Origin of the sequence: Caproicibacter sp. (assembly GCF_046707225.1) — a bacterium.
In the GTDB taxonomy this organism is placed as follows: Bacteria; Bacillota; Clostridia; order Oscillospirales; family Acutalibacteraceae; genus Caproicibacter.
The window spans coordinates 23,779-47,120 of the sequence record NZ_JBJKOP010000051.1 but is presented as its reverse complement, the minus strand read 5'-3'; the positions used below and the strand labels follow the sequence as shown (position 1 = coordinate 47,120).

Below are 23,342 nucleotides of genomic sequence, written 5' to 3'. Positions count from 1 at the left end.
CAGAACCTAAATACTGTGTATTACGATGCCCCCTGCTGTAGAAAGAACAACTACAACAGGGGGGCAATAGAAAGGGCAAACGCCTGATTTTACCAAATTTTATTTATTTCTGCTTGACGGCGCAGCTCCTCGCGAAAGTCCGGATGCGCAATGCTGATGAGAGCTTCGACGCGACGGCTCACATTTAGCCCGCGCAGCCAGGCAATCCCGTATTCCGTTACCACGTAATCCGTGTCGTTGCGGGACGTGGTAACGACGGAGCCTTTCTGCAAAAACGGCACAATCTTCGAGTGAAGAACCTCTTTGCCGTTTTCGTCTTTAGTGGTGTAGGTGGAGTGCATGGCGATAATTGACTTGCCGCCGGGAGACATCTGTGCGCCCTGCACGGTCTCCGACTGTCCACCCGTACCGGACCACTGGACGTGGCCGACCGTTTCCGAAGCACACTGTCCGGTCAAATCGATTTCCAGCGTGGCATTCACCGAGACAAATTTGTTATTTTTCCTGATGGTGAATGGGTCGTTGGTAAAGGTACAGGATTTGAACAAAACAGAGGGATTGTTGTCAATGAAGTCGTACAGCCTCTGACTGCCCATTGTGAAAGAGCATACCGAATAACCGTTGAGCAGACCTTTTTGAGAATTGTCTACTGCGCCGCATTCAATCAAATCCACCATGGTTTCGGTAAACATTTCCGTGTGGATTCCCAAATGGTGCTTGCTTTTCAGCTCTGTAGCCACCGCGTTCGGGATATTGCCGATTCCCAGCTGAATCGTAGAGCCGTCCTCAATCAGCGAAGCGACATATTTGCCGATTGCCGCGTCTGTTTCGGTGTATTGACCTACTGTGCTTTTGAAAATGGGGCGGTCGGATTCCACAACCGCGGCAACCTCTGAAATATGAACCTGTGTGTCACCGAAAGTACGGGGGTAATTGGGGTTCACCTCTACAAGGACCAACGCCCCTTTGTTGATGATGTCGCGCTCATAAATCGCGCTGACGGAAAGGGACATATAGCCGTGCCGATCCATGGGGGACACTGTGGCCAGCAACACGGGACGGCGTTTTTCGTAAGCGATGCGGTCAAGGGTTTTGCGCAGAATGGAGGTGGAGCTTTGGGGCATATCGCTCACCAGCTTTTTCGTCTGTGCATCACGCAGACCGGCGCTGAAAAACCATCCGTTATGCGCCATAATCCCCTTCATCTCCGGGTCTTTGAAGGCTTCGTAATACTTCAGGGGCAGGCAGGTGTTCAGAACCGTGTTTTTTACGCCGGTTTTTTTCAGGTGCTGTAATTTTTCAAGAATTGCTTCCGGTTCCCCGGTTGCTTGAGCGGAAAACATATAATCGTTATCCTGAATCAATTCCAGCGCCTGTTCGGCGGTCATTTTTTTCTCCCGGTATAGTTCTTCAAACGTTTTCATGAAAAGATTTCCTTTCTGAATTTACTGATTTTTTTTCTTTGCTGAGTGCCCTGTTTCCGTGAGAAAGAATGATCCTACGAAGAAGGTTGCACTCAGTACCAGCGCGATGGTCAGTCCAACCGAATACCCGGCTTTGTCGATTGCAATGCCAATCAGGTAGAATGCAACCGATTCAATCACATAGGACAATGCCCAGAACAGGCCCATAATGGATGTTAACTTTGCAGGGGACATATTCGGCAATTCCTGCGGAATCAACACAAGGGAGGTGACGGGCAGGAACATGACAACGCCGATGGCGAAAGCGGCAATCACCGAAAGAACGTCGTTTTTCGTGTAAAACATCAATGCGCCGAACAAGGTCATGGCAAGGCCGCTCCAACGGATTACAGGCAGACGCTTAAAGTATACCTTCGACAGGGCTATTGCCAGTAAAGAGCCGACAACACCGCCGACGGCTACCAAAGTGCTGAGTGTTTTAGAGCTGATTGCCGTTACGCCGGAAATTGGGAAAATATTGAGCAGAACAATGTAAAAGGTCAGCAGTCCGGAATAGGTAAGAGGCAATAACCAGTTGATTTTTTCTTTGAGCGCATCTCTTAAGGTGTATTTTTCCGTGTCCCCGGCAGCGGAACGGTTCAGCTCAAAATCCTCTCCCAAAGCCGGCCATGCCAGAAACAGTATGGCGCTGATCACCGCAAAGAATGCCATGCTGTACTGCCAGGTCTGCAGCCAGCGGATCACCGGGCCGACGATCAGCATTGCGATGATTCCTCCGACATTGTAGGCCACGTTATTAAACGCATTGACCGTCGGGCGCTTTTCGGGGGCAAAAAAGTGAATGACAACGGGGTTGAAATAAACCACATACAGCGCGCCGCCAAAGCCCATCAGAAAACGTCCTAAAATAAACATCCAGTACTGCGGCGCCAGAACAGCCATCGCGCTGCCGGCCACAATAAGCCCGGAACCTAAGCCGATCGCCTTTTTTGGCAGCAGCCTGACTAGAATTCCGGCAGCCATAAAGTTACCAATGATTTTTGCAATGGTAATGGCATTGGAAATAAAAGTTGCCGACGCAAACGACTGCAAATTAAAATACTTCATAATCTGCGGGGTAAGCGTACTGCCGGCGACCCAGTTTACGGCAAAGAAAGCGTATGTAAAAAACATCACCATTTCAATTAAAATGGCTCTCGCGGAAGATACTTTTTTCTCTTGCGCTTGCACAACGATCGCTCCTCTCGCTTGCATACGGCCGCACACAAGCAGTTCATTCAATTTTGTCTGCTTTGGCCAAGCATCCCTCTGCCATTATTATAACACGGTGTTTTTCGGAACAAAAATACAAAAAATTCATACCCGTATGAATCAAATTCATACAAAAAACCTTATGCGGTAATTTTAGAATTTGCAATTAATCGAATTTTAAGTATAATAACAGGTGTAATCACGAAAATAAAAAATTGAGAAGGAAATTCCAATGACAATGGTTCAGCTCGCTTACTATGTGGAAGTTGTAAAACGGCGCAGTTTTACAAAGGCGGCTGAGAAACTTTTCGTCAGCCAATCGACCCTAAGCAAAGCCATTCGCGCGCTTGAGAATGAATTTCAGGCGGAATTCATCGGACGTCGTTCGAAAGATCTTCTGATTACGCAGGACGGTTTGGCATTTTACGAATACGCAACAAATTTGCTGGACTATTATAATGAACAGACGCAGCAGCTGGAGGAAAAACTGCGGTGTGCAGGCGGCACCCTGACTCTTGGGCTTCCTCCCTCCGCCGGAACCATCTATTTTTCTTCGCTGATTTATCAATTTCGTCAGGCCTATCCGGAAACCGACTTACAGATTACGGAGATTACATCCAAATTGATCAGGGATTTGGTCGATGACGGAACGCTCGACTTGGGCGTAGTCATCGAGCCGTTTTCAGACAGTAAGTTTTACAGCCAAACTGTTTTTTCCTCGGAGGCCGTGCTGGTTGTCCCCAAGCAGCATCCTCTTGCCGCGAAACACAGCGTGAATTTTGGATCTTTAGGGTCGGAGCGTCTGCTAATGGTTTCTCCGGACTATATGTATTACGATGTAATGCTGGAACGCTGCAAAGCGGCAGGCTTTGTGCCAAACATCGTTTTTGAAAGCTCTCAGTGGGATTTGATCCTGGAAATGGTTGCAAATAATCAGGGCGCCAGCATTTTGCCAAAGCCCTTGATTGACAAGCTGTATGCCAACCGTTTGTGCCAGCTCCATCTGAAAAATCCGGAATTTCCCTGGGCGCTTTCCATCATTTACCGCACGGATAAGTTTCTGACCGTGCCCATGCAGCGCTTCTTAAAAATGTGCAAACAATCGAAGTGAACTAAATTTGAGCAAAAACAGACAGGAAGAGGTAAAAAAATATGAAAGAACTGATCCTTGTCACGTCTCCGCCGGCCTGCGGGAAAACTTATATCTCGAGGAAGCTTGCGACAAATCTGAAGCATGTTGTTTATCTGGACAAGGATACGCTCATTGTGCTGTCCAAACAGATTTTTGCCGTTGCGAACGAAGAGTACAACAGAAGTTCTGAGTTTTTTAAAAAGAATATCAGAGATTATGAATACGCCGCTATTATTGATCTTGCGCTTGAGGCATTGGAATACGATGATATTGTCCTGATTAACGCTCCTTTTACAAAAGAAGTTCGGGACAAAAGCTATATGGACCACCTGAGAGAAAAACTCTGGCGGAAGAATGCGAAATTGATCGTGATCTGGGTGCAGACAGACGTTGAAGTGGTCAAGCAGAGAATGATTCAGCGGAACAGTGACAGGGATTCATGGAAACTTGCCAACTGGGATCAATATATTGCGGGGGTAAATTTCAACATTCCCAAAGAACTCGACGACCCGTCCTGCAAGGATGATTTGTTGGTTTTTAAAAATTCCTCAGACGACGAATATAATCAATCCATGAGAGAAATACTTGGGATTCTTGAGTCTTGAAGAATGAAGGAAATTGAATTTGTTTCAATATTTTCATAATCATTGACCCGATAGGACACAGGAGAAAAAATGAAAGCGGTTTTTATAGATCGTGACGGAACCATCGGCGGCGGAGATGAAGTTACATTCCCACATGAGTTTAAACTATTTCCATTTTCCAGAAAAGCGATTGATCTGCTGAAAAATAAAGGATATAAATTGTTTGCCTTTACAAATCAACCGGATCTTTCAGAGGGAAAAGTAGCCTATAAAGATTTTGAAACAGAGCTCTACTCTCTGGGATTCGATGATCTTTGTATTTGTCCTCATAGACCGGCCGACCATTGCAAATGTCGCAAACCTAGCGCATATATGATCAATCGAATGAGAATAAAGTATCATTTGCAACTTTCCGAGTGCTTTGTAATTGGTGACAGGTGGAGCGATATGGCTTCCGGGATAAGTGCAGGCACAAAAGTGATACTGGTAAGAACCGGCGCGGGTAACGGAGCAATGGGCCTGTATTCCAATCAATGGGATCCTGATAGAGCCGCCTATATAGCGGAGGATTTACTGGATGCTGTCCAATGGATTCTTAATCATGCATGATAAGATGCTTCCGGCTCCCGTGTTCTGGAAACTCTTGCTCTTGTCGGATTTAAAGTAAATGGGCTTTTTTCAAGATATGGGTACAGTTCTATGTATCCATATCTTGTTCGTTTCAGTATGGCCCTCTGGCCCCAAATGGCGGAAGCGGTCGTGACCGCTCCGATTACGCTTCTTGCAGGAGGCTTTTCCTACGAGTGGATGTATGCCATCTGCGTTAACGGGCCGAATCGTGGAACACTTTTGCGGTCTGAGCCCGCGGAGTAACCTGTCGTTTGACACTCATAATATGGAAAATCAGACATACCGTCACGCTTAAAGGAGGATTCGGCAATGAGAAACATCGCCGCTTTTTTTGATATTGACGGGACAATCTCCCGTGAAGGTTTAATCAGTGAGATGTTCAAAAAGATGATCAAATACGAGCTGATCAGCAGCAGCAAATGGTATAATGAGGTGGAACCGGCCTTTACAAGATGGGACAAGCGTGTCGGCGATTACGACGACTACCTGCAGAAAATGGTAGATATTTATACCGAGACCGTCAAGAATACGGATTCTTTCCATGTTGCCTACATCGCTAAAAAGGTGATTGAGCAGAAGGGGGAACGTGTGTATACCTATACGCGCGAAAGAATTAAGTGGCATAAGGCGCAGGGACATTTGGTGATCGCCATTTCCGGTTCTCCCATCGAATTGGTGCGCGAGATGTCTGCTAAATACGGCATGGATGACTACAAAGGGACTATCTACCAAGTGGACGGCAACGGAATCTACAACGGAAAAATAACCCCTATGTGGGATGCCGAAAGCAAACGAAAGGCGGTTCTTGAAATCGCCGAAAAATATCGCATCGACCTTTCGACCAGCTATGCTTACGGAGATACGAACGGTGATTTCGCCATGCTGAAGCTCGTCGGCAATCCGTTCGTGATCAATCCAACCAGGGAATTGCTTACAAATATCCGGAAGGATAAACCGCTCAGCGATAAGATCAGCATTATCGTTGAGCGCAAGGACGTAACCTACCGGATGGACGTGGACCGGCTCGATCTGCTTCAGTAAAACCGGTCAGCGGTATTAAGAACTTACACATTTTTTATAACAAATAAGCAATTTCACGATTACGGCGGAGGTCTCTCGTAATATCACCAACAATTACCATTTGCAAAGGAAGAAATTCTTCCGATAAGGGGGAAGAAATCTTATGGATGAACAAATATTAAAAGCTCAGTATGCATCAGCGGATAAACTGCTTACAAGAATAAGCCTCCATGAGAAATACAGTACGAATAAAAAAGGATTCGGGAACTGGATATTTGAGCAATATGATTTGTTTCCCAATGCTCAAATCCTGGAATTGGGATGTGGAACCGGTGACATGTGGCTCCACCAATATCATTCGCTCCCAGGAAACTGCCGGCTGATTTTATCTGATTTTTCAGAGGGTATGCTCAAAACCGCTCAAAAAACATTGGAAAACTTGAAGGGCATCACGTTTAGTCAAGCGGACATCCAGAATATACCGTATCAAAATGAAAGCATGGATATTGTCATTGCCAATATGATGCTTTATTATGTACCTGATTTGCACAGAGCTTTATCTGAAGTTCATCGAATTTTAAAAATCAACGGAAAATTCTACTGTGCAACATACGGAGAACACGGACTTAATCAATATTTACAGAAACTGCTTTCTGAGTATGGCATGGTGCATAAGATGAACAGAAATTTTACCCTGCAAAACGGGGATCTTATTTTAAGCGAACATTTTAGCACGATTGAAAAGAGATGTTATGAGGATGCTTTGGATGTAACTGACACTGATGATTTGCTGGATTATATGATGTCACTGACGTCAATGTCCGACTGCAAGAATATATCCAGAGAAGAAATTTGCCAAATCCTTGAAAAACGAAAAACAAACGGCAAAATTCACATTCCGAAAGAGTATGGAATTTTTATCTCGACGAAGTAAAACTTAGTTGCATCAATTTTTATGAACCCTTTTCATCTAAAATGTTCACCGCGTTTTGGTTTACTTTATTTGACGGACGCTGGACGCTAAAGGTATAATGAAATTAGTACAGACCATCATGATGCTAAAAGAGGATAATAATGTGCTGCTATTAACTGCGGAAAAGATTCATAAGAGTTACAATGAAAAAACGCTGCTGAAAGAGGCTTCCTTTGGGATTAACAGCGGGGATAAGATCGGTTTGATTGGAATCAACGGCGCGGGAAAATCCACTTTGCTGAGGATCATTGCGGGATTGGAATTCTCCGACGCCGGAACCGTCACAAGATCCGGCGGGGTTCGTGTGGGCTATCTGCCGCAGAATCCGTTGTTCGAAGAAGGCGTCACCGTCCTCGGGCAGGTCGTTCGGGGAATCTCGGAGCAGCAGAGGGAATCGAAAGAATACGAGTGCAAGGCAATCCTCACAAAGCTGGGAATCCATGAATTTGACGCGCCTTTAAGCCGGCTTTCCGGCGGACAGAAGAAACGTGTTTCACTTGCGAGCGCTCTGGTAACACCGGTGGAAGTGCTGATCCTGGATGAACCCACGAATCACCTGGACAACGATATGGTGGACTGGCTGGAAAACTATCTTGCCGGTTATAACGGCGCTCTGCTTATGGTAACGCATGACCGCTATTTTCTGGACCGCGTCACAAATAAAATCATGGAATTACACAACGGGAATTTGTATTCCTACCAGGCAAACTACACGAAGTATCTCGAACTCAAAGCGGAACGGGAAAGCATGGCTGCCGCAAGCGAGCGGAAACGCCAGAGTCTGCTCAAAAAGGAGCTCGCGTGGATCAGCCGGGGAGCCCGCGCACGGGGAACCAAGCAGAAATTCCGGGTGGAACGCTTTGAGAAGATGAGCTCGGAGTCGGTTGACCTGGAACAGGAAAACCTGCAAATGAACTCCATGAGTTCAAGGCTTGGGAAAAAAATAATTGAGATTTGCGGCATTTCCAAACGTTACGGTGACAGGCAGTTAATCAGTGATTTTTCCTACAACCTGCTGCGCCGGGACCGTGTCGGCATCATTGGCCCGAATGGCTGCGGAAAATCCACTCTGTTGAAAATTATCCTCGGAACCGTTCTCCCGGACAATGGCGAAGTCCATATCGGGCAGACGGTGCGGATCGGTTATTTTTCGCAGGAATGCGAAGAAATGGATCCGGCGCTGCGCGTGATGGATTATATCAAAGATATTTCGTCGGAAATTGAAACGCCGGAAGGGACGTTGACAGCATCCCAGATGCTTGAAAAATTTCTGTTTTCATCCGACTTGCAGTATACAGCTATCCGAAAACTTTCCGGCGGAGAACGGCGCAGACTGTATCTGCTGGGAATCTTGATGCAGGCGCCGAATGTTTTGCTTTTCGACGAACCTACCAATGATTTGGATATTCAGACGCTTACGATTCTTGAGGATTATCTGCAAAATTTCGCAGGCGCGGTCATTGCCGTGTCTCATGACCGCTATTTTCTTGATAAAATCGCGGAACATGTGTTTTCCTTTGAGCAGGATGGAGAGATTCACGATACCATCGGCGGTTATTCGGATTATTTGGATCAGAAAGAACAAAGACGGCAGAATGAACCCAAAGCCGCCGTCGGCAGACCAAAATCAAGTCCGCGTGTGAAACCCGGTAAATTGAAATTCTCATACAAAGAGCAGCGTGAATTTGAGGGAATTGACTGCGCAGTCGCGGATCTCGAACATCGGATTTCTCAAATCAACAGTGAAATCGAGCAAGCCTCCAGCGACTACCTTCTCCTGACGGAATTGACGGGGAAAAAAGAAGCGCTGGAAGCGGAGCTGAATGAGAAAACGGAGCGATGGGTCTATTTAAATGAGCTGGCGGACCGAATCGCGGAGCAGAATCAGGATTAAACTCAGCGTACGGCGCAAAGGCTTTTTGAAGCGGAAGCCGGGCTTAAGGGCTTTTGCGCGCTTCATTCCTTAATACCATTGTGAGAGAACCGGGGGAAACAGAAATGTGTGAAGAAAATACATGAGTACATATGATTTGATTGGCTTCGATATGGACGGGACAATACTAAACAGCGAGAAGACCATATCCGGCCGCACGCTGGATTCGGTGAACCGCGCGGCCTCTTCGGGCAAGATCGTGATCCTTTCGACGGGCCGATGCATCAGCGAACTAAAAGAGTTTGAAGATCTGCTTCAAAATGTCCGCTACTATGTCTGTGAAAGCGGAGCACTGGTTTATGATACCGCCGGAAAAAGCGTCCTTCATTCGGAAGTTTTTCCGCGGAATACCGTGGAAAGAGTGCTTGAGATAGCGGCGGAGGAGGACGTCATGGCGTATATGATGAGCGCCGGAGCTCCTTTTGCAAGCCGCAGAGAGGTTGCCGATGCAAGCCATTTCCATATGGGTCTCTATCAGGATATGATGAATCGCACGGCGAATCAGACAGACGATCTCACCGCCTATTACCGGTCAGCGCAGATTCCGGTGGAGAAATTGAACCTGTTCTCGGCTTCCGCGGAGATTCGGGAACGGCTTTACGCACGCATTCGGGAGCTGCCCGTTTCCATCGCTTACTCGGAAGAAACTTCGCTGGAGCTGTCGCCGCTTCATGTCAGCAAAGCGAGCGGGCTGGTTTGGCTGTGCCGTTATCTTCGGATTCCGCTGGAGCGAACCATCGTCGTCGGAGACGCGGAAAACGATGCGGAGGTACTGCGCATCGCGGGTTTGTCCGTTGCCATGGGCAATGCGCTGCCGCGGATCAAAAAAATATGCGATGTGGTGGTCGCGGACAACGACCACGACGGCTGCGCCGAAGCCGTCGACCGCTATCTGCTTTCACCAAGCTCATAAGGAGCGAAGTATCAGACGGTTCCCGGGTCGGCAAACATTCTGACTTTCTGTCCTTGTCCGAACAGAATCGTGAAATGAGGCGGATCCGGGCTTTCGGAGGATATAGGTGGAAGATGAACATTCTCGCTTATTCAGAGCTTAATAGTTTCGCGTTCGCATTTCTTTTTGTGATTTTTTTAAATATCCGCAACAAAGGTCAAAAATATTTTTATGACCAAAGGATATTTTTAACGATTCTGGCATTGAATGCGGTTCTGCTTGTCCTGGACACGCTGCAATGGATTCTGATCGGAAAGCCGGGCGCAGTCCTGAGGATCCTTTCGCTGCTGACTGCGACGGTTTACTGCGCGATGACTCCGTTTCCCTGCTTTTTTTGGAGCCTCTATGCGGACTATCAGATTTACAAGGATGAAGACCGCATCAAAAAACGGTTCGTGCCGATGGCAATACCTTTAATCCTCAATCTGCTTCTTACGCTCCTGAGCGTTTTCTACGGATTTTTGTTTGTCATCGACCAAAATAACATCTACCACCGGGGCGGCCTTTTTTACGTCATGGCCGGCGTTTGCTATTTCTACTTTGTGTATTCCGTCATTTCCATCGTTCGCAACAGAGAGTCCCTTGAAAAAAAGGTTTATATTTCCCTGCTGTTATTTGCGCTGCCGCCCTTCCTCGGCGGAATCATCCAAGCCTTGTTTTATGGGGTTTCCATTGTGTGGGACTGTACGGCGATTTCCATAATGATTATCTTTCTCAATATTCAAAACAGCCAAATGTACACGGACCCTTTAACCGGGCTTTACAATCGCAGGCAGTTGGAAAACTATATGCGGGGCTGGATTAAAGACGGCAGGGAGGGCGCCGCGCTCGGAGTCATTATGACGGATTTGGACTCGTTCAAGAGGATCAATGATTCCTGGGGCCATGATGCCGGGGACCAGGCTCTTGTGGAAGCGGGAAAAATTTTGAGAGACAGCTTCAGAAGGGAAGACCTGATCTGCCGCTTCGGAGGGGATGAGTTTGTCATCGTGTTAAAAATCAAAGAGGGCGGCGATTTAACCGACGCGGTAAAACGGCTGAAAATGAATACGAAAACATTCAATGAACGGACGGAATTTCCGTATTCAATCAATTTCAGCGTGGGGTTCGACGTTTATAACCGGGAATCCGGAATGTCGGTTCAGCAGTTTATGAAGCAGATCGATCTTTTAATGTACGAAGATAAGAGCCGCAAGAAATCTGCTGAAAAAACCGGTGCCGGCCTCCATAATATTTGATTGGTACATACGGAAATACCGGAAACGGAGGAAATGATGAAAAATCTTTATCGCGTTTATCAAATCGACTCATTCACGCAAGAAAAGCTGTCCGGAAACCCCGCCGGGGTGGTTACCAACGCGGACGGATTATCGGACCGGCAGATGCAGAAAATAGCGCGTGAGCTAAATAATTCCGAAACGGCTTTCATTTTTCAATCGGACGACGACGTTTACGATGTCGAGGTCCGTTTTTTTACCCCCATGAAAGAAGTTCCGATTTGCGGCCATGCCACCATCGCCGCACATTATGCAAGAGCGGTCGAAAACCATTTCGGCACGACGCGGGTATTGCAAAAAACCGGCGCCGGAATTTTACCGGTTGACATCATAAGGGAAAACGATGACTACAAAATTGTCATGACGCAGGGGAGAATAGAGGTGCATGATGAGCTGCCGGGTAAGGCAAAACAGGCACTGACCGACGCGTTGGGGATTCGTTCCAGTGATATTCTTGACAACTGCCCGGTTGCAATCGCATCGACGGGACATTCCAAAGTAATGGTTGGCATTCGGGATATCAACCTGCTGCATCGTTTGCAGCCCGATATGGCCGGGCTTGTAAAACTGAGTCAGGAGATCGGCTGCAATGGGTATTATGTTTTTACCATGAATCGGAGCGAAACGCCGATGATACACGGAAGAATGTTTGCGCCTGCGATTGGAATTGAGGAGGACCCTGTAACGGGGAACGCGAACGGGCCTCTCGGCGCTTACTTGGTTCACTATGGGTTGGCGGATCATGACGGGGCTCTGCTTGCTTTTCACGCGGTACAAGGCGAGGCGATCGGCCGGGCGGGCACAATGGAGGTCCAGGTAAAAATCGAGAAAGGCAAACCCGCGGAAGTTAAAATAATCGGTCATGCCGTGATTGCGTTTTCCGCAGAACTGATGCTTTAGGGACTCTCGCCAGAGCAGGCCGTGCAGACAACGCGACGAGCTTCCCGCGATGTAAAAAATCATGGAGAAATCATATGAAGGCGAAAGTAAGGATTGGCCGCCAAAATGAAGTCAGAATCAAATTCGCTTGCAGCGTTGACTTTTTGACGGGTTCGAGCTATAATAGCTTCAATTAAAAAATATCAAAAGCTGAGAAGAAGAGCAGTACCCGTTTTTGGACGCGCAGAGAGAAGATGGCCGGTGTAAATCTTCGTGAAAAAAACAGGGAAGTCGTTTCCGAGCTGTTGAACCGAACGAATCCATTCGCTAAGTTTTACCGGAACTCCGACCGTTAGCGCGGAAAGCAGTGCTTTTGCTCTGCTGATGAGTGCAGAGAACATATCTTCTCTGAATTAGGTGGTACCACGGATTTCAGATTCGCCCTAAGCTTTTTGGCTTAGGGCTTTTCGTTTACGCGGATGGCCGCTCAATTGGCAGTATTTACAGTACTTTTAATAAAATACAGAAAGGTCGTTTAAGATGGAAAAGAAAAATCTCGACTGGGCGAATCTTGATTTCAGCTATAAAAAGACAGACCAGAGATTCGTTTCGAATTTCCGTAACGGTGCATGGGACGAGGGAAAGCTGACTGATGACGATACCGTGACAATCAGCGAGTGCGCCGGCGTTCTGCAGTATTCCCAGTCCTGTTTCGAAGGCCTGAAGGCGTATACGACGGAGGACGGGCGAATTGTGGCGTTTCGTCCCGACATGAATGCGAAACGGATGGAAAACAGCGCGAAAAGGCTGGAAATGCCGGCGTTTCCGGCGGAAAGGTTCATCGACGCGGTTGTTCAGACCGTAAAGGCGAACGCGGGCTATGTTCCGCCGTTCGGCTCCGGCGCGACGCTCTATGTGCGCCCGTATATGTTCGCAAGCGGCCCGGTGATCGGCGTTGCTCCGTCCGACGAATATCAGTTCCGAATTTTCTCAACGCCGGTCGGGCCTTATTTCAAAGGCGGCGCGCGCCCGCTGACCCTTTGCGTCAGCGATTTTGACCGGGCGGCGCCGAACGGTACCGGGCATATCAAGGCGGGACTGAATTATGCCATGAGCCTTCACGCGATTGTTTCGGCGCATAAAAACGGATTCAACGAAAATATGTACCTTGATGCGGCGACTCATACCAAGGTTGAGGAAACCGGCGGCGCAAATATTATCTTTGTCACAAAGGACAATAAAATTGTAACGCCAAAGTCCAGCAGCATCCTCCCGTCGATTACCAGACTTTCCCTTTTGGAAATTGCCAGGGATTATCTTGGCCTTGAAGTGGAAGAAAGAGAAGTTTACTTTGAGGAAGTCAAGGACTTTGCCGAATGCGGCCTTTGCGGCACGGCGGCCGTCATCTCGCCGGTCGGCAAAATTGTGGACCACGGGAAGGAAATCTGCATGCCGAGCGGAATGCAGAATATGGGGCCGATTACAAAGAAGCTGTACGACACGTTAACCGGAATTCAGATGGGCCGTGTCGAAGGACCGAAGGGTTGGATCAAAGTGATCGAATGAACCCCGTTCTGCGAATTGAGGCGCACTGGAGCCGAAGGCTATTGAAACATCCGGCGAAAGCCGGGTAAGAGGAAGACAATGCGGGTTGAACTTGCGCGGGCGCGGGCCGGCGATTCCGCATTCGGGACTTTCGCCTGTCGTCACGGTGGGCAAAACAAAGGGATGCCGGTCTGAAAAAACAGATCGGCATCCCTTTTTGTTTTGCTTCCCGCCTCGTTCAGCCTTTTGGGGCATAAAAAAACGTGGTGTTATCCACGATTTTGCACCATGTCTGGTGCTCCAGAACATGAATGATGTCGTTTCGCCTGACGCCCTTTCCAATCGCTTTTGAAATATCGGAGATATGGATGAGTTTATTTGCGTTTTGCTGGAAAACGACGAGCAGCCGGTCCGCTAAATCTTCCGTGTTGGCGGAAGAGGCCTTTGTTTTGGTCTTAGCGCCAACCAGACATTCCGGATGCTTTTTAAAATAAAGAACGCAGATGGCCTTGATCCTGCTGAGCAGCATGGGAGAAAGGTGAATTAATTCCGGCAGCTCTTCAAACCTGCAGCCCATCAGGTCACGCATTCGTTTAAAACCGTGAAGATCGCAATAGCTTAGAAACGCGGTGTAGCTGTCACCACAATAGATTTGCTTAATTTCGTCCATTCAATCTGTCCTTTCGATTCCTTATGACACAAATAATCATTTTACTCGGATTCCCGGGTCTATTCAAGACTTGACATTTCTTAAAAAATTGCTTGTAAGGACTTTATCCGGGAAGATCGTCATAAAATTGTCATTGAATCGAGGGGAGCCCGGCTTCCGGAAATCCCCGAAGAGCAGCTTCCCATGAAACGGTGCGCTGCGGTCGGCGGTTTTTAGAAGGCCGGCGATATCCTGTGTGATTTTGAATTCAAAATCATTTTAAGGCCGTCAAAACTCAGATTCAGAACCAATTCCCCGGGAAATCCAACCTCGTTGATGAGCGCAAACGCCTCCTCAAAACGTCCCACGTCATACCAGATGTGAGCATCGCTCCCGATGACGACGGGTACTCGATTTCTTTTACAGGCTTCCAAAAGCTTTTCGGCGTTTGCTTTTGCACCGATTCTGGTCGAGCCGGGGATCAGGGAGGAATTGTTGAGCTCCAGAACGGTTCCGCATTTTTTAGCGGCGGAAACAAGCGCCTCGTAATCCAATGGGTAGCGGCTGTCGTCGGGGTGGCCGATGATCTTTACATATGGATTTTCCATCGCGCGAATCAGGGCATTCGTGTTTTGCCGGATGCTTCCGCTCTGAATACAGGGGGAATGGAGGCTTGCGATCACATAGTCGAGTTTTTGGAGCAGGGAGTCGTCAACGTCGATTGTGCCGTCAAAATCACTGATGTTTGCTTCAATTCCGCAGAAAACCCGAACGCCCTCGAAAAACTCCCGCACAACTTTATAATTGGTGAAAAGGGCGGGACTTGCACCCGGCATTTTTTCCGCGTGGTCGCTGGTTCCGACCGCCAAAAGCCCTTTCTGCCGTGCCGATTCGATGTTTTCCCTGAGGGTGCTGAACGCGTGTCCGCTTGCAAGCGTGTGTGTATGCAGATCAAAAAGCGCTTTCAATCCGTTTCCTCCTTTTTGATCAGGATGACCGTGTCGTTCAGATCGTAGTGTTCCCGCACGGGGGCGTAGACCGTGACCGGTCTGCCCGAACAGTCGACAGAATAGTGAATCTCACGCCCGCAGTACTGCCGGTTTGTGATTCTTCCCTCTATTCCGTCTCCCCGCTTTACAATTCGGAGCTGATCCGGCCGAATGGGAAACAGGTTCTGCTCTTTTAACTCCAAACAGGTCGTGCGGTCGTGAAAACACGCGTTGGAGCTTTCTTCATAAAATTTATCGCGGTCCCAGATGCCGCGCAGCAGATTGTATTTTCCCACAAAGGCCGCCGTAAAGGCCGTGCGGGGATGAAGGTAAATTTCTTCCGGGGTACCGATCTGTTCCACTCTGCCGTTTTTCATAATCATCATACGGTCCGCCATCGCGAGCGCCTCGTTCTGGTCGTGCGTAACGTAGAGGATGGTTGCCCCGGTCATTCGGTGGATGTCCTGAATTTCTTTTCTCATGCTGATCTTCAGCTCCGCGTCCAAGGCGCTGAGCGGTTCGTCCATCAAAAGAATTTTCGGCCTTGTAATAATGGCCCTGGCAAGGGCGACGCGCTGCTTCTGCCCGCCGGACAGTTCGTCGGGGTAACGGTCCGACAGAGTTGACAGCCCAACGCTTTCGAGCGCCTGATCGATCAGCCTGTTCTTTTCCGCCGCGTCCATCCGGGCGTATTTTTTCCGGAGCAGTGGAAACTCCGCGTGCTGGCGAACCGTCATATTCGGCCAGAGGGCGAAGGACTGAAATACCATTCCAAGATTTCGCCGGTCGACCGGGAGACATTGCTCAGGGGAGGAGTAATGTGTGTCGTTTAAAAGAATGGAGCCTGAGGATGGCGTTTCAAAGCCGCCCGCCAACCTGAGCAGCGTGGTTTTGCCGCAGCCGGAGGGCCCCAGAATACAGAGAAATTCCCCGTCGCTGATTTCTATTGATACATCGTGAAGAGCAATGTTTTTTCCGTAAAGTTTTGACAAATGTGTGATTTTCAGGCTCATAAAATGCTTCCCTCCATCCTTTTTAAGGCGTCTTTATGACTGGAACGGGATCCTTCGGCATCGTGCTCCGGCGATCGTTCTTTCTTTCCGCCGGATTCCCGGCATACATACTGAATCAGGCCGTAACCGAAGAGAATCAGGATGACGATCAGAACGGAGAACGCATACGCAATGTTGTAGTCGCCGGACTGCTGAAAGTTGAAAACGGTCAGCCCGATGGTTTTGGTTCCGGCGGAGGCCAAAATGGAGGACAGCGTCATTTCCGTCAGGGAGGAGACAAAAATTAAAAGGGAGCTGGATAAGGTTTGCCTGAAAAGCAGAGGAGTCAGAATTTTTTTCCACATTCTGATTTTTCCGCCGCCGGCTACATGGGCCGCCTCTTCCAGGGACGGGTGAATGGAAAGCATGGCCGCGGTGCTGCCTTTGATCTGAAGAATCAGATAACGTGTAAGGTAGGCCGCGATCAGAATCCAAATGCTGCCGTAGACGCCCGGAATCTTCGACCAGTGGAAGATCATTGCGAGGGCAAGCACAATGCCGGGAATCGCATAGGTCAGCGACGCGCAGAATTCCAGCAGGCGAACCGCGGCGCCTTTGCCACGCAATTTTTGGTAGGCGGCCGCCGTACCGATGAGAATACACACCGCGCAGGTGGTTAGCGAGAGGAACAAGCTGTTGCAGACCGCATTCAAAACGCCGCTGTTGGTAAACAGGAACCGGTAGTTTTGAAAGGAAAGGTTCGCGGGTGAAAAGCGCTGGCCGTAAATTTTTTGAAAGGACGCGGCTGTCATATTCAGCAGGGGAACCAGATCAAGCAGCGAAAAAACCGTGATGCTGATCCACTCGACGCGTCTGCGCGCAGTTTGATTCAGAAAGATGCGCGCGGAAAAATCGGGGCGGATGCTGTCCGTCTGCCTGGATTTTCCGGCAAAGGCGGTCATGGTAAGAGATCCGGCAACCGCCACGACGGAAAGCAGCACGGACAACGCGGAAGCGAGGGAAAACGAATCGGGGCCGAAACCGATCGCTTTTTCATAGATGTAGGTGCTGAGTACCGGGATGGAAGCGGGAATTCCCAGAAAAGCGGGCACTGAAAAATTATCCATGCACGAAAGGAACGCCAGTACGCTTCCGCCGAGGATTGCCGGCGCGGCCTGAACCAGATCGATTCGAAACAGGGTTTCCCACCGGCCGCAGCCGGCTGCCCTGGCAGCCCACTCCAGCTCTCTGGGAATTTTCCGAAGCGTGTTGACGGTCGTCAGGTAAACGAGCGGAATGTTGCAGATGCCGAGAACAAAAATGATTCCGCCCAGCGAATACAGATTGACCGGTCCAAGATGCAGCAGGCGCAGAACGCGGTTGAGTTCGCCGTTGCCCGTTAAAACGCTGGTCCAGGAAATGGTGATGACGTAGGATGGAATGATGAAAGGAGCGAGCACGAGCAATTCGAGCAGTTTTTTCCTTTTCAGATTCCAATAGGCGTTCAGAAAAGCAAACAAAACGCCCAGAGCGGTCGACAAAAGCGTTGAGACCAGCGCGATTACAACCGTGTTTCCGATTGCGCGAATGGTTCGTGAATTTTCAAACAGCGCGGCATAGTTCCCAAAGCCATATCCGCCGCCCTGCGACAGGCTCATCAGGACCAGTCGGAATAAGGGAACAAGGAACAGAAAAACGACGGCGGCACAGCCGAGCGCCTGATAGAGCAGGTTCCTTTTTTTCATTTCTGATAATCTCCAAAAAGGGCCGCGGTTTTCCGCAGCCCGGCTTTTTATCTTCCCGGTTCGTTAACCGAACAGTTTGCTGAATTTTTCTTTATCGCTGTCTCGTGTCTGAACAAGTTTTGAAAGATCATACGTCAGATTTTTGATTTGATCGACGGATTGAAACCCGTCGGGAGCCTTTACTCCGGATTTAATGGGCGTATAGCCGATTTGCGAGGTTGCCGCCTGGCCGTCGTCGGACAGAAGAAAATCCACAAAGGCCTTGGCCTGGCGTTCATTCGGAGTACCTTTGACAATTCCAATCGGTTCGGTGACGCTTAAAGAGCCCTCGCTGGGGTAGATGAAATCGACCGGCGCGCCCTTTGCCTTGTCGCGAAGCGCAAGATAATCCACTACAATGCCGCAGGATTTCTGACCGGCGAGCACCGCTTTTTCCACGGCCCCGTTACCCTGCTGAACGGATACGCCGTTTGCTTTCAAAGACTGATAAAAATCCCAGCCGATTCCGTCCGTTCTTGTCAGAACCCCGAGATTGTATGCCGCCGCGCCGGAATACAGCGGGCTCGGCATCACCAGCTTGTCCTTGTAATCGGCGGACTTTAGGTCCTTGTACCCCGCCGGCGGGTTTTTCACCAGGTCGGTGTTGATCACGATTCCCGTGGAAATAATTTTGGTTCCGGTGTATGTATGGTCCGCGTCATAGTAATCGCTGCTGATTCCTTTCAGCTCCGGGGAAGCGTAGCTCATCAGCAGGTCGGCCGATTTCAGGGATTCAAAGGTTGCCGCGTCCGCCACCAGAAGCAGATCGGCTTTTACCGCCCCGGCCTTTTTTTCCGCGAGAATTTTACTGACGACTTCTTCCGTTCCGCTGCGGAAGACGTTGACTTTGATCTCGGGCTGCTTTTTGTTGAAAGCCTGAATCAGCGCCTGAATATCCTGCTCCGGTTGCGAGGTGTAGATGGTTACGCTCCCTTTTAAAGTATCCTTCTGCGACGATGCTGCCGAACTGCTTGATGACGGCGCCGTGTTCGTTTGGGAGGAAGCCGAGCCGTTCCCGGCACAGCCTGAAAAATTTGCCGCCATGCAAAGAGCGAGAATGCCGGCTGCCAGCTTGGTTTTTGTTTTCATTGCAGATTCTCCTTCAGCTTTTGAATATATTTCATATTTTCACGAAGCATGGTGTATTGGCCGGAAGCGTCAAAGCCCTCAATGACCATGGGACAGCCGCTGCGTTCCAATGCCGGCCACAATCTTTTAAAAGAAAAATCGCCGTCTGAAAGAAGCGTGTGGTACGTCGCGCCCCGGCGGTTGCTGATGTGGATTTTCGAGACCTTGGGGAGGTCCCGAAGATGATTGAACAGCTCTTTTTCATTGTCGCAGTGAGCAACATCGACCGTATAGGAAAATTCGCGGTAGAGGCCGCGGGTGATTTCCCGGACGTCGTCCGGAGTTGTCATGATCTCCTTTGGAATTTTTTCCATCATCTCAAGAGAAACCGAGACGCCCGATCGAGTCGCGTACCGGAAGATTTCTTCCAATCCCTGATAGGCTAGCTCCTGATAAAGCGGACGGTTTCCGCAAAGGGATTCCCGGGGAGGGTGCACCGTCAGTTCCCGGGCGTGCAATTTTGCCGCCAGATCAATGGAATTCCTGATTTCGTCCAGCGAGGCTCTGCGGATTCGCCGGTTCATCGATGCAAAATTCAAATCCCAGGTTTTGCTGTGTACAAAAATTGGAAGCGGACAGCGGTCCAGCAGGCTGAGACATTCCTCTTCCCTGTATCCTCTGCTGTCGAACTGCTGCACCCAAAGCTCGATGCCTTCCGCCTGGAATTCACGCGCCGCGCGGAACAGCTCCGGCAGCGGCGCGTTCCACATCAGCGTTGAAGAAAAATAGATTTGATTCACGGTTGTTTCCCCCTCGGTGACAAGCTCATCATAAAGCCGGCGCGTTAAGGCAATGTTATCGAATGATTATGATTTGTTTAATATATTTCATATAAATTTAAATGAAATATAATTTTCATTTTTGATCAAGAACAGTATAATAGAGGAAAGGAGGAATCGGAATGGATTTGTCCCATGTGAATCAAGCTGATTTTACCAAAGCTGACCATATCATCCTGAATTATCTGATGAGTCACGAAAACACGCTGTATTTTGAAACGGCGAGCGAGATATCCGCCAAAATCGGCGTCAGTCCGGCAACGATCGGCAGGTTCTGGCCGAAGATTGGCTATGCGAACTTAAAGGAGTTTAAACGAAACCTGGTTTCGCAAAACAGCACGACTCCGGTCTCCAAAGTGAAAAAGACGCTGTCCGCGCTGCCGGACTCCGACCGCACGACGTCCGAACTGATTCTTAAAAACATAGAGGCGCTGGAAAAAACGCTGCGGCTGATTTCCCCGGAAGCAATGGACACAGCGGCCCGACTGATTACCCAAACGCCGAAAATCTATATTTTTGCTCCGGATGCTTCCTATGGGATCGCTCTGGTCATGAGGTACCGGCTGCGGCGGTTCGGCATGGAGCCGATCTTTCTGGAGGGCGGTTCTTCCCTGTATGAATCCCTGAACAATGTCCGAAAGGAGGATCTGGTAATTCTTTTCTGTTTCAGCCGCATTCTGGCGGAAACGACTGTTTTGATGCAGCACAGGCAAAACGTGGGATATTCCTGTGTCGTGTTCAGCGACCTGCTGTCGGACGGACTTCAAAACACGGAGGCTTTTCTCTATTGCTATCGGGGAGAGCCGACGGAGTACCACTCCATGGTAAGCGCGATGGCCGTGGTGGACAGCCTGATTATTAAAATAGCCATGAAATCACATGATTTCATGGCTAGAATCGATCAGTTGAACGACCTTCGTGGGAAATATCAAAAATTGATCCGCCGATAAGGTGGAACAATCTCCGCCTGCGTGATATAATCTGGGGTAAAAGAAGAGATCTGTTCTCAACAAAGGCCCGTGCCGGCAGACGGAATGTACTTGACAGAATTCAGATTTTATATTTCATGACAGAAAGGAATAGCGCGATGATCAGTCCAACCTACGGGAAATGCAGCGACGAGCAAATGATCAATATCATAGCAAATTACATCCGGACGAACAGCAAAACATCCGAGGGCTTTAACCTGATTGTCGGGACCGACAGCCAGAATTTTTCCGATACCAAGATTGTGGTTGTAATCGCCGTTCAGAATATCGGTCATGGCGGAATCTTTTTCTACGATGTTTTCAGAATCAATAAGATCGACAATATCAGGCAAAAGTTGCTTTACGAAACCAATATGAGTCTGATGTATGCGGACAGAGTGCTGTCGAAATTTGAAGACCTCTGTAATAAAATGAATTTGGATTCGAGTAAAATTAATATTTGCATTCACGTTGACGCGGGGTCCAATGGAAAGACCGGTAAGCTGATTCCGGAGCTTGTCGCATGGGTCAGGGCCTGCGGCTATGAATGCAAGGTCAAGCCGGACTCTTTTGCGGCAAGCAGTATAGCGGACAAATTCAGCAAATAAGTCATCCGATTAGGAACGGGCCGGTGCGCGAGTCACCCGGCCCCCGTCAATTCGGGAGGGCCGGGTTTATGTATGCCGTAAAGTTGTTTGAGCCGGTCTATCCTGTTAGCAGAAGAATGTCCTCCGGCTGAACGCGCAAAAAATCGGGCTTTGAATGGAAAACCTCCTTGTTGGTTTTGGGAATTTCCCAACGGATGATGGAACCGCCGTCCGCCAGAGGCCGGTAAAGGATGATAAAGGAAAACGTGTCTTCAATGACATCCTCTGTTTTCCCCCGGATCACGTTGGGTTCATCGGTCCTCTTCGACGGAATCCAGTAGTGCGCCCGGACGCCGACATAGCGCAGATCGTCCGGAACGACCTCGTCTGTTCGCAGCACGGCGCCCCAGTCGAGTGCCAGAATTTTGTGGTCGGAGAGCTTTTTCGATTTGGAAATATTTTTACAGCCGGTCAGCATCGCCGAAGCCAGAGTTTTCGGATTTCGAAATAGGCTCCACTTTTCATCCACCACATCCAGGTGGCCTTCGGAAAAAACGGCAATGCGGTCGCACAGCCTGTAGACCTCGTCACGGTTATGCGAAACATACAGCGCCGTGCCGTGAAACTCCCGCAGAACGCTTTGAAGCTCCTGCTCCATTTTCCACCGCAAATGGCTGTCCAGCGCCGAAAATGGTTCATCCAGCATCAGTATTTTCGGTCTGGAGGCAAGCATCCTTGCCATGGCAACGCGCTGCTGCTGACCGCCTGACAGCTGGAACGGATACCGCTTTTCCAGGCCGGAGAGGCAGAAGGTGAGAAGAGCGCGCGCAATGTTTTCCCGGCGTTCCTTTTTGGAACCGGCAATGCCGACGCCGATATTTTCCTCCACAGTCATATTGGGAAACAGGGCGTAATTCTGGAATAAATAGCCGACGTTGCGTTTTTGCGGCGGCAGGTTGATTTTTTGAATGGAGTCGAACAGCACGGTTCCGTCCAGCAAAATGCGGCCTTCGTCCGGAGTCTCGACTCCGGCGATGCATTTCAGCGTCATGCTTTTTCCGCTGCCTGAAGCGCCCAGCAGGGCCAGTATTTCATTTTTTGCCTGGAACCGCACACTCAGGTGAAACTCGCCGAACGACTTTTCGATGGCTGCTTCCAGCATGCACAGTCCCCCTTGTCTTTTGCGGCTTTTTTGTGCGTCTGGTTTTCGGATGCAGATTCAGAAGAATCATCATGGTAAAGGACAGGGCTACGACAACGGCGGACCATCGGTAGGCCGTGGTACGGTCTCCGCTCTGCACCGCCGTGTAGATGGCGGTGGAAAGCGTTTGGGTCCTGCCTGGAATATTGCCGGCGATCATCATGGTGGCGCCGAATTCGCCGAGCGCTCTGGCAAATGCCAGCACTCCGCCCGCTAAAATTCCGGGCCGGGCGATCGGCACGATGACCCGGAAAAAGATGCCGATTTCGGGCATGCCGAGCGTCCTCGCCGCGTAAACCAGATTCTGATCCACCTGCTCCATGGCCCCAAGAGCCGTTCGGTACATCAGCGGAAAGGAAACAACCGTAGCCGACAAAACAGTGGCGGGCCAGGAGAACAGAATGCTGATGCCGAAGGAAGACAGCGCGCGGCCGACGGGCCCGTTTTGGCCGAGAATCAAAATCAGGAAAAATCCCGCCACGGTGGGCGGCAAAACCATCGGCAGCGTGAACAGCCCGTCGATTAATCCGTGAAACCGCTTGATTCTGAGAAGTCCCCATGCGGCAAACAGACCCAGAAAAAACGTGATGGCCGTCGCCAAAAACGCTGTTTTAAGAGAGATGAAAAACGGTGACCAGTCCATAGGCGTCTCTCCTTTTTGAGGC

At 49.4% G+C, this 23,342-nt stretch carries 23 protein-coding genes; 13 read left to right on the top strand and 10 right to left on the bottom strand.

Features of this window, described 5'->3' with window-relative positions:
• Positions 1–89: 89 nt before the first annotated feature.
• Positions 90–1,424, bottom strand: coding sequence for an acetyl-CoA hydrolase/transferase family protein (locus ACLQ3M_RS14160; RefSeq protein ID WP_411678340.1), 1,335 nt, complete (start codon positions 1,422–1,424; stop codon positions 90–92).
• 21 nt (positions 1,425–1,445) lie between these two features.
• Positions 1,446–2,654: a CynX/NimT family MFS transporter gene (locus ACLQ3M_RS14155; protein ID WP_411678339.1), complete on the bottom strand. Its 1,209-nt coding sequence runs from the start codon at positions 2,652–2,654 to the stop codon at positions 1,446–1,448.
• Positions 2,655–2,907: 253 nt separating this feature from the next.
• Between ACLQ3M_RS14155 and ACLQ3M_RS14150 the strand changes: the two genes are divergently transcribed.
• From ACLQ3M_RS14150 to ACLQ3M_RS14100, 11 genes are all read left to right on the top strand, one after another.
• The gene (locus ACLQ3M_RS14150; RefSeq protein ID WP_411678338.1) at positions 2,908–3,786 is read left to right on the top strand and encodes a LysR substrate-binding domain-containing protein; all 879 of its coding nucleotides are present in this window, start codon (positions 2,908–2,910) and stop codon (positions 3,784–3,786) included.
• Between the two features lie 41 nt (positions 3,787–3,827).
• Positions 3,828–4,412 (top strand): AAA family ATPase, encoded by a 585-nt coding sequence (locus ACLQ3M_RS14145; protein ID WP_411678337.1) that lies wholly within the window; start codon positions 3,828–3,830, stop codon positions 4,410–4,412.
• Between the two features lie 69 nt (positions 4,413–4,481).
• The gene (locus ACLQ3M_RS14140) at positions 4,482–5,000 is read left to right on the top strand and encodes an HAD-IIIA family hydrolase (protein WP_411678336.1); all 519 of its coding nucleotides are present in this window, start codon (positions 4,482–4,484) and stop codon (positions 4,998–5,000) included.
• 90 nt (positions 5,001–5,090) lie between these two features.
• Positions 5,091–5,264, top strand: a complete 174-nt coding sequence (locus tag ACLQ3M_RS14135) for a hypothetical protein (RefSeq protein WP_411678335.1) — start codon at positions 5,091–5,093, stop codon at positions 5,262–5,264.
• A 66-nt stretch (positions 5,265–5,330) separates the two neighbouring features.
• Positions 5,331–6,062, top strand: coding sequence for an HAD-IB family hydrolase (locus ACLQ3M_RS14130; protein WP_411678334.1), 732 nt, complete (start codon positions 5,331–5,333; stop codon positions 6,060–6,062).
• A 142-nt stretch (positions 6,063–6,204) separates the two neighbouring features.
• The gene (locus ACLQ3M_RS14125) at positions 6,205–6,975 is read left to right on the top strand and encodes a class I SAM-dependent methyltransferase (protein ID WP_411678333.1); all 771 of its coding nucleotides are present in this window, start codon (positions 6,205–6,207) and stop codon (positions 6,973–6,975) included.
• 97 nt (positions 6,976–7,072) lie between these two features.
• Positions 7,073–8,908 (top strand): ABC-F family ATP-binding cassette domain-containing protein, encoded by a 1,836-nt coding sequence (locus tag ACLQ3M_RS14120; protein WP_411678332.1) that lies wholly within the window; start codon positions 7,073–7,075, stop codon positions 8,906–8,908.
• Positions 8,909–9,029: 121 nt separating this feature from the next.
• Positions 9,030–9,860, top strand: a complete 831-nt coding sequence (locus tag ACLQ3M_RS14115; protein ID WP_411678331.1) for a Cof-type HAD-IIB family hydrolase — start codon at positions 9,030–9,032, stop codon at positions 9,858–9,860.
• A 113-nt stretch (positions 9,861–9,973) separates the two neighbouring features.
• Positions 9,974–11,137, top strand: a complete 1,164-nt coding sequence (locus ACLQ3M_RS14110; protein ID WP_411678330.1) for a GGDEF domain-containing protein — start codon at positions 9,974–9,976, stop codon at positions 11,135–11,137.
• A gap of 36 nt (positions 11,138–11,173) precedes the next feature.
• A complete protein-coding gene (locus ACLQ3M_RS14105) occupies positions 11,174–12,076 on the top strand; it encodes a PhzF family isomerase (RefSeq protein WP_411678329.1) in 903 nt (300 codons plus the stop codon).
• A gap of 519 nt (positions 12,077–12,595) precedes the next feature.
• Complete coding sequence (locus ACLQ3M_RS14100) at positions 12,596–13,621, top strand: branched-chain amino acid aminotransferase (RefSeq protein WP_411678328.1); 1,026 nt, start codon at positions 12,596–12,598, stop codon at positions 13,619–13,621.
• A 217-nt stretch (positions 13,622–13,838) separates the two neighbouring features.
• Here the strand turns inward: ACLQ3M_RS14100 and ACLQ3M_RS14095 are convergent, their stop codons facing one another.
• From ACLQ3M_RS14095 to ACLQ3M_RS14070, 6 genes are all read right to left on the bottom strand, one after another.
• Positions 13,839–14,270: a hypothetical protein gene (locus ACLQ3M_RS14095; protein ID WP_411678327.1), complete on the bottom strand. Its 432-nt coding sequence runs from the start codon at positions 14,268–14,270 to the stop codon at positions 13,839–13,841.
• Positions 14,271–14,482: 212 nt separating this feature from the next.
• Complete coding sequence (locus ACLQ3M_RS14090; protein ID WP_411678326.1) at positions 14,483–15,217, bottom strand: phosphatase; 735 nt, start codon at positions 15,215–15,217, stop codon at positions 14,483–14,485.
• Positions 15,214–16,251: an ABC transporter ATP-binding protein gene (locus ACLQ3M_RS14085; RefSeq protein ID WP_411678325.1), complete on the bottom strand. Its 1,038-nt coding sequence runs from the start codon at positions 16,249–16,251 to the stop codon at positions 15,214–15,216. Before ACLQ3M_RS14085 ends, ACLQ3M_RS14090 begins: the two co-directional genes overlap by 4 nt.
• Positions 16,248–17,975 (bottom strand): ABC transporter permease, encoded by a 1,728-nt coding sequence (locus ACLQ3M_RS14080; protein ID WP_411678324.1) that lies wholly within the window; start codon positions 17,973–17,975, stop codon positions 16,248–16,250. The genes ACLQ3M_RS14085 and ACLQ3M_RS14080 overlap by 4 nt, the downstream gene beginning before the upstream one ends.
• A gap of 63 nt (positions 17,976–18,038) precedes the next feature.
• On the bottom strand, positions 18,039–19,103 hold the full coding sequence (locus ACLQ3M_RS14075) for an ABC transporter substrate-binding protein (protein ID WP_411678323.1): 1,065 nt from the start codon (positions 19,101–19,103) through the stop codon (positions 18,039–18,041).
• On the bottom strand, positions 19,100–19,882 hold the full coding sequence (locus ACLQ3M_RS14070) for a sugar phosphate isomerase/epimerase family protein (RefSeq protein ID WP_411678322.1): 783 nt from the start codon (positions 19,880–19,882) through the stop codon (positions 19,100–19,102). The genes ACLQ3M_RS14075 and ACLQ3M_RS14070 overlap by 4 nt, the downstream gene beginning before the upstream one ends.
• Positions 19,883–20,043: 161 nt before the next feature.
• On the opposite strand from ACLQ3M_RS14070, the gene ACLQ3M_RS14065 reads away from it, so the two are divergent.
• Both ACLQ3M_RS14065 and ACLQ3M_RS14060 read left to right on the top strand, forming a co-directional pair.
• Entirely contained in the window at positions 20,044–20,871 is an 828-nt protein-coding gene (locus tag ACLQ3M_RS14065; protein ID WP_411678321.1) for a MurR/RpiR family transcriptional regulator, read from the top strand.
• A gap of 116 nt (positions 20,872–20,987) precedes the next feature.
• Positions 20,988–21,497, top strand: coding sequence for a ribonuclease H-like YkuK family protein (locus ACLQ3M_RS14060; RefSeq protein WP_411678320.1), 510 nt, complete (start codon positions 20,988–20,990; stop codon positions 21,495–21,497).
• A gap of 97 nt (positions 21,498–21,594) precedes the next feature.
• On the opposite strand, the gene ACLQ3M_RS14055 is transcribed toward ACLQ3M_RS14060, so the two are convergent.
• Entirely contained in the window at positions 21,595–22,638 is a 1,044-nt protein-coding gene (locus ACLQ3M_RS14055; protein WP_411678319.1) for a sulfate/molybdate ABC transporter ATP-binding protein, read from the bottom strand.
• Positions 22,568–23,320, bottom strand: coding sequence for a molybdate ABC transporter permease subunit (modB, locus tag ACLQ3M_RS14050; RefSeq protein WP_411678318.1), 753 nt, complete (start codon positions 23,318–23,320; stop codon positions 22,568–22,570). The genes ACLQ3M_RS14055 and modB overlap by 71 nt, the downstream gene beginning before the upstream one ends.
• Between the last annotated feature and the right edge of the window lie 22 nt (positions 23,321–23,342).

Excerpts from the sequence above, each read along its gene's own strand:
- ACLQ3M_RS14160 (WP_411678340.1), bottom strand. The coding sequence starts at position 1,424 with ATGAAAACGTTTGAAGAACTATACCGGGAGAAAAAAATGACCGCCGAA.
- ACLQ3M_RS14150 (WP_411678338.1), top strand. The coding sequence starts at position 2,908 with ATGACAATGGTTCAGCTCGCTTACTATGTGGAAGTTGTAAAACGGCGC.
- ACLQ3M_RS14145 (WP_411678337.1), top strand. The coding sequence starts at position 3,828 with ATGAAAGAACTGATCCTTGTCACGTCTCCGCCGGCCTGCGGGAAAACT.
- ACLQ3M_RS14140 (WP_411678336.1), top strand. The coding sequence starts at position 4,482 with ATGAAAGCGGTTTTTATAGATCGTGACGGAACCATCGGCGGCGGAGAT.
- ACLQ3M_RS14135 (WP_411678335.1), top strand. The coding sequence starts at position 5,091 with ATGTATCCATATCTTGTTCGTTTCAGTATGGCCCTCTGGCCCCAAATG.
- ACLQ3M_RS14130 (WP_411678334.1), top strand. The coding sequence starts at position 5,331 with ATGAGAAACATCGCCGCTTTTTTTGATATTGACGGGACAATCTCCCGT.
- ACLQ3M_RS14125 (WP_411678333.1), top strand. The coding sequence starts at position 6,205 with ATGGATGAACAAATATTAAAAGCTCAGTATGCATCAGCGGATAAACTG.
- ACLQ3M_RS14120 (WP_411678332.1), top strand. The coding sequence starts at position 7,073 with ATGAAATTAGTACAGACCATCATGATGCTAAAAGAGGATAATAATGTG.
- ACLQ3M_RS14115 (WP_411678331.1), top strand. The coding sequence starts at position 9,030 with ATGAGTACATATGATTTGATTGGCTTCGATATGGACGGGACAATACTA.
- ACLQ3M_RS14110 (WP_411678330.1), top strand. The coding sequence starts at position 9,974 with ATGAACATTCTCGCTTATTCAGAGCTTAATAGTTTCGCGTTCGCATTT.
- ACLQ3M_RS14105 (WP_411678329.1), top strand. The coding sequence starts at position 11,174 with ATGAAAAATCTTTATCGCGTTTATCAAATCGACTCATTCACGCAAGAA.
- ACLQ3M_RS14100 (WP_411678328.1), top strand. The coding sequence starts at position 12,596 with ATGGAAAAGAAAAATCTCGACTGGGCGAATCTTGATTTCAGCTATAAA.
- ACLQ3M_RS14095 (WP_411678327.1), bottom strand. The coding sequence starts at position 14,270 with ATGGACGAAATTAAGCAAATCTATTGTGGTGACAGCTACACCGCGTTT.
- ACLQ3M_RS14085 (WP_411678325.1), bottom strand. The coding sequence starts at position 16,251 with ATGAGCCTGAAAATCACACATTTGTCAAAACTTTACGGAAAAAACATT.
- ACLQ3M_RS14080 (WP_411678324.1), bottom strand. The coding sequence starts at position 17,975 with ATGAAAAAAAGGAACCTGCTCTATCAGGCGCTCGGCTGTGCCGCCGTC.
- ACLQ3M_RS14075 (WP_411678323.1), bottom strand. The coding sequence starts at position 19,103 with ATGAAAACAAAAACCAAGCTGGCAGCCGGCATTCTCGCTCTTTGCATG.
- ACLQ3M_RS14065 (WP_411678321.1), top strand. The coding sequence starts at position 20,044 with ATGGATTTGTCCCATGTGAATCAAGCTGATTTTACCAAAGCTGACCAT.
- ACLQ3M_RS14060 (WP_411678320.1), top strand. The coding sequence starts at position 20,988 with ATGACAGAAAGGAATAGCGCGATGATCAGTCCAACCTACGGGAAATGC.
- ACLQ3M_RS14055 (WP_411678319.1), bottom strand. The coding sequence starts at position 22,638 with ATGCTGGAAGCAGCCATCGAAAAGTCGTTCGGCGAGTTTCACCTGAGT.
- modB (WP_411678318.1), bottom strand. The coding sequence starts at position 23,320 with ATGGACTGGTCACCGTTTTTCATCTCTCTTAAAACAGCGTTTTTGGCG.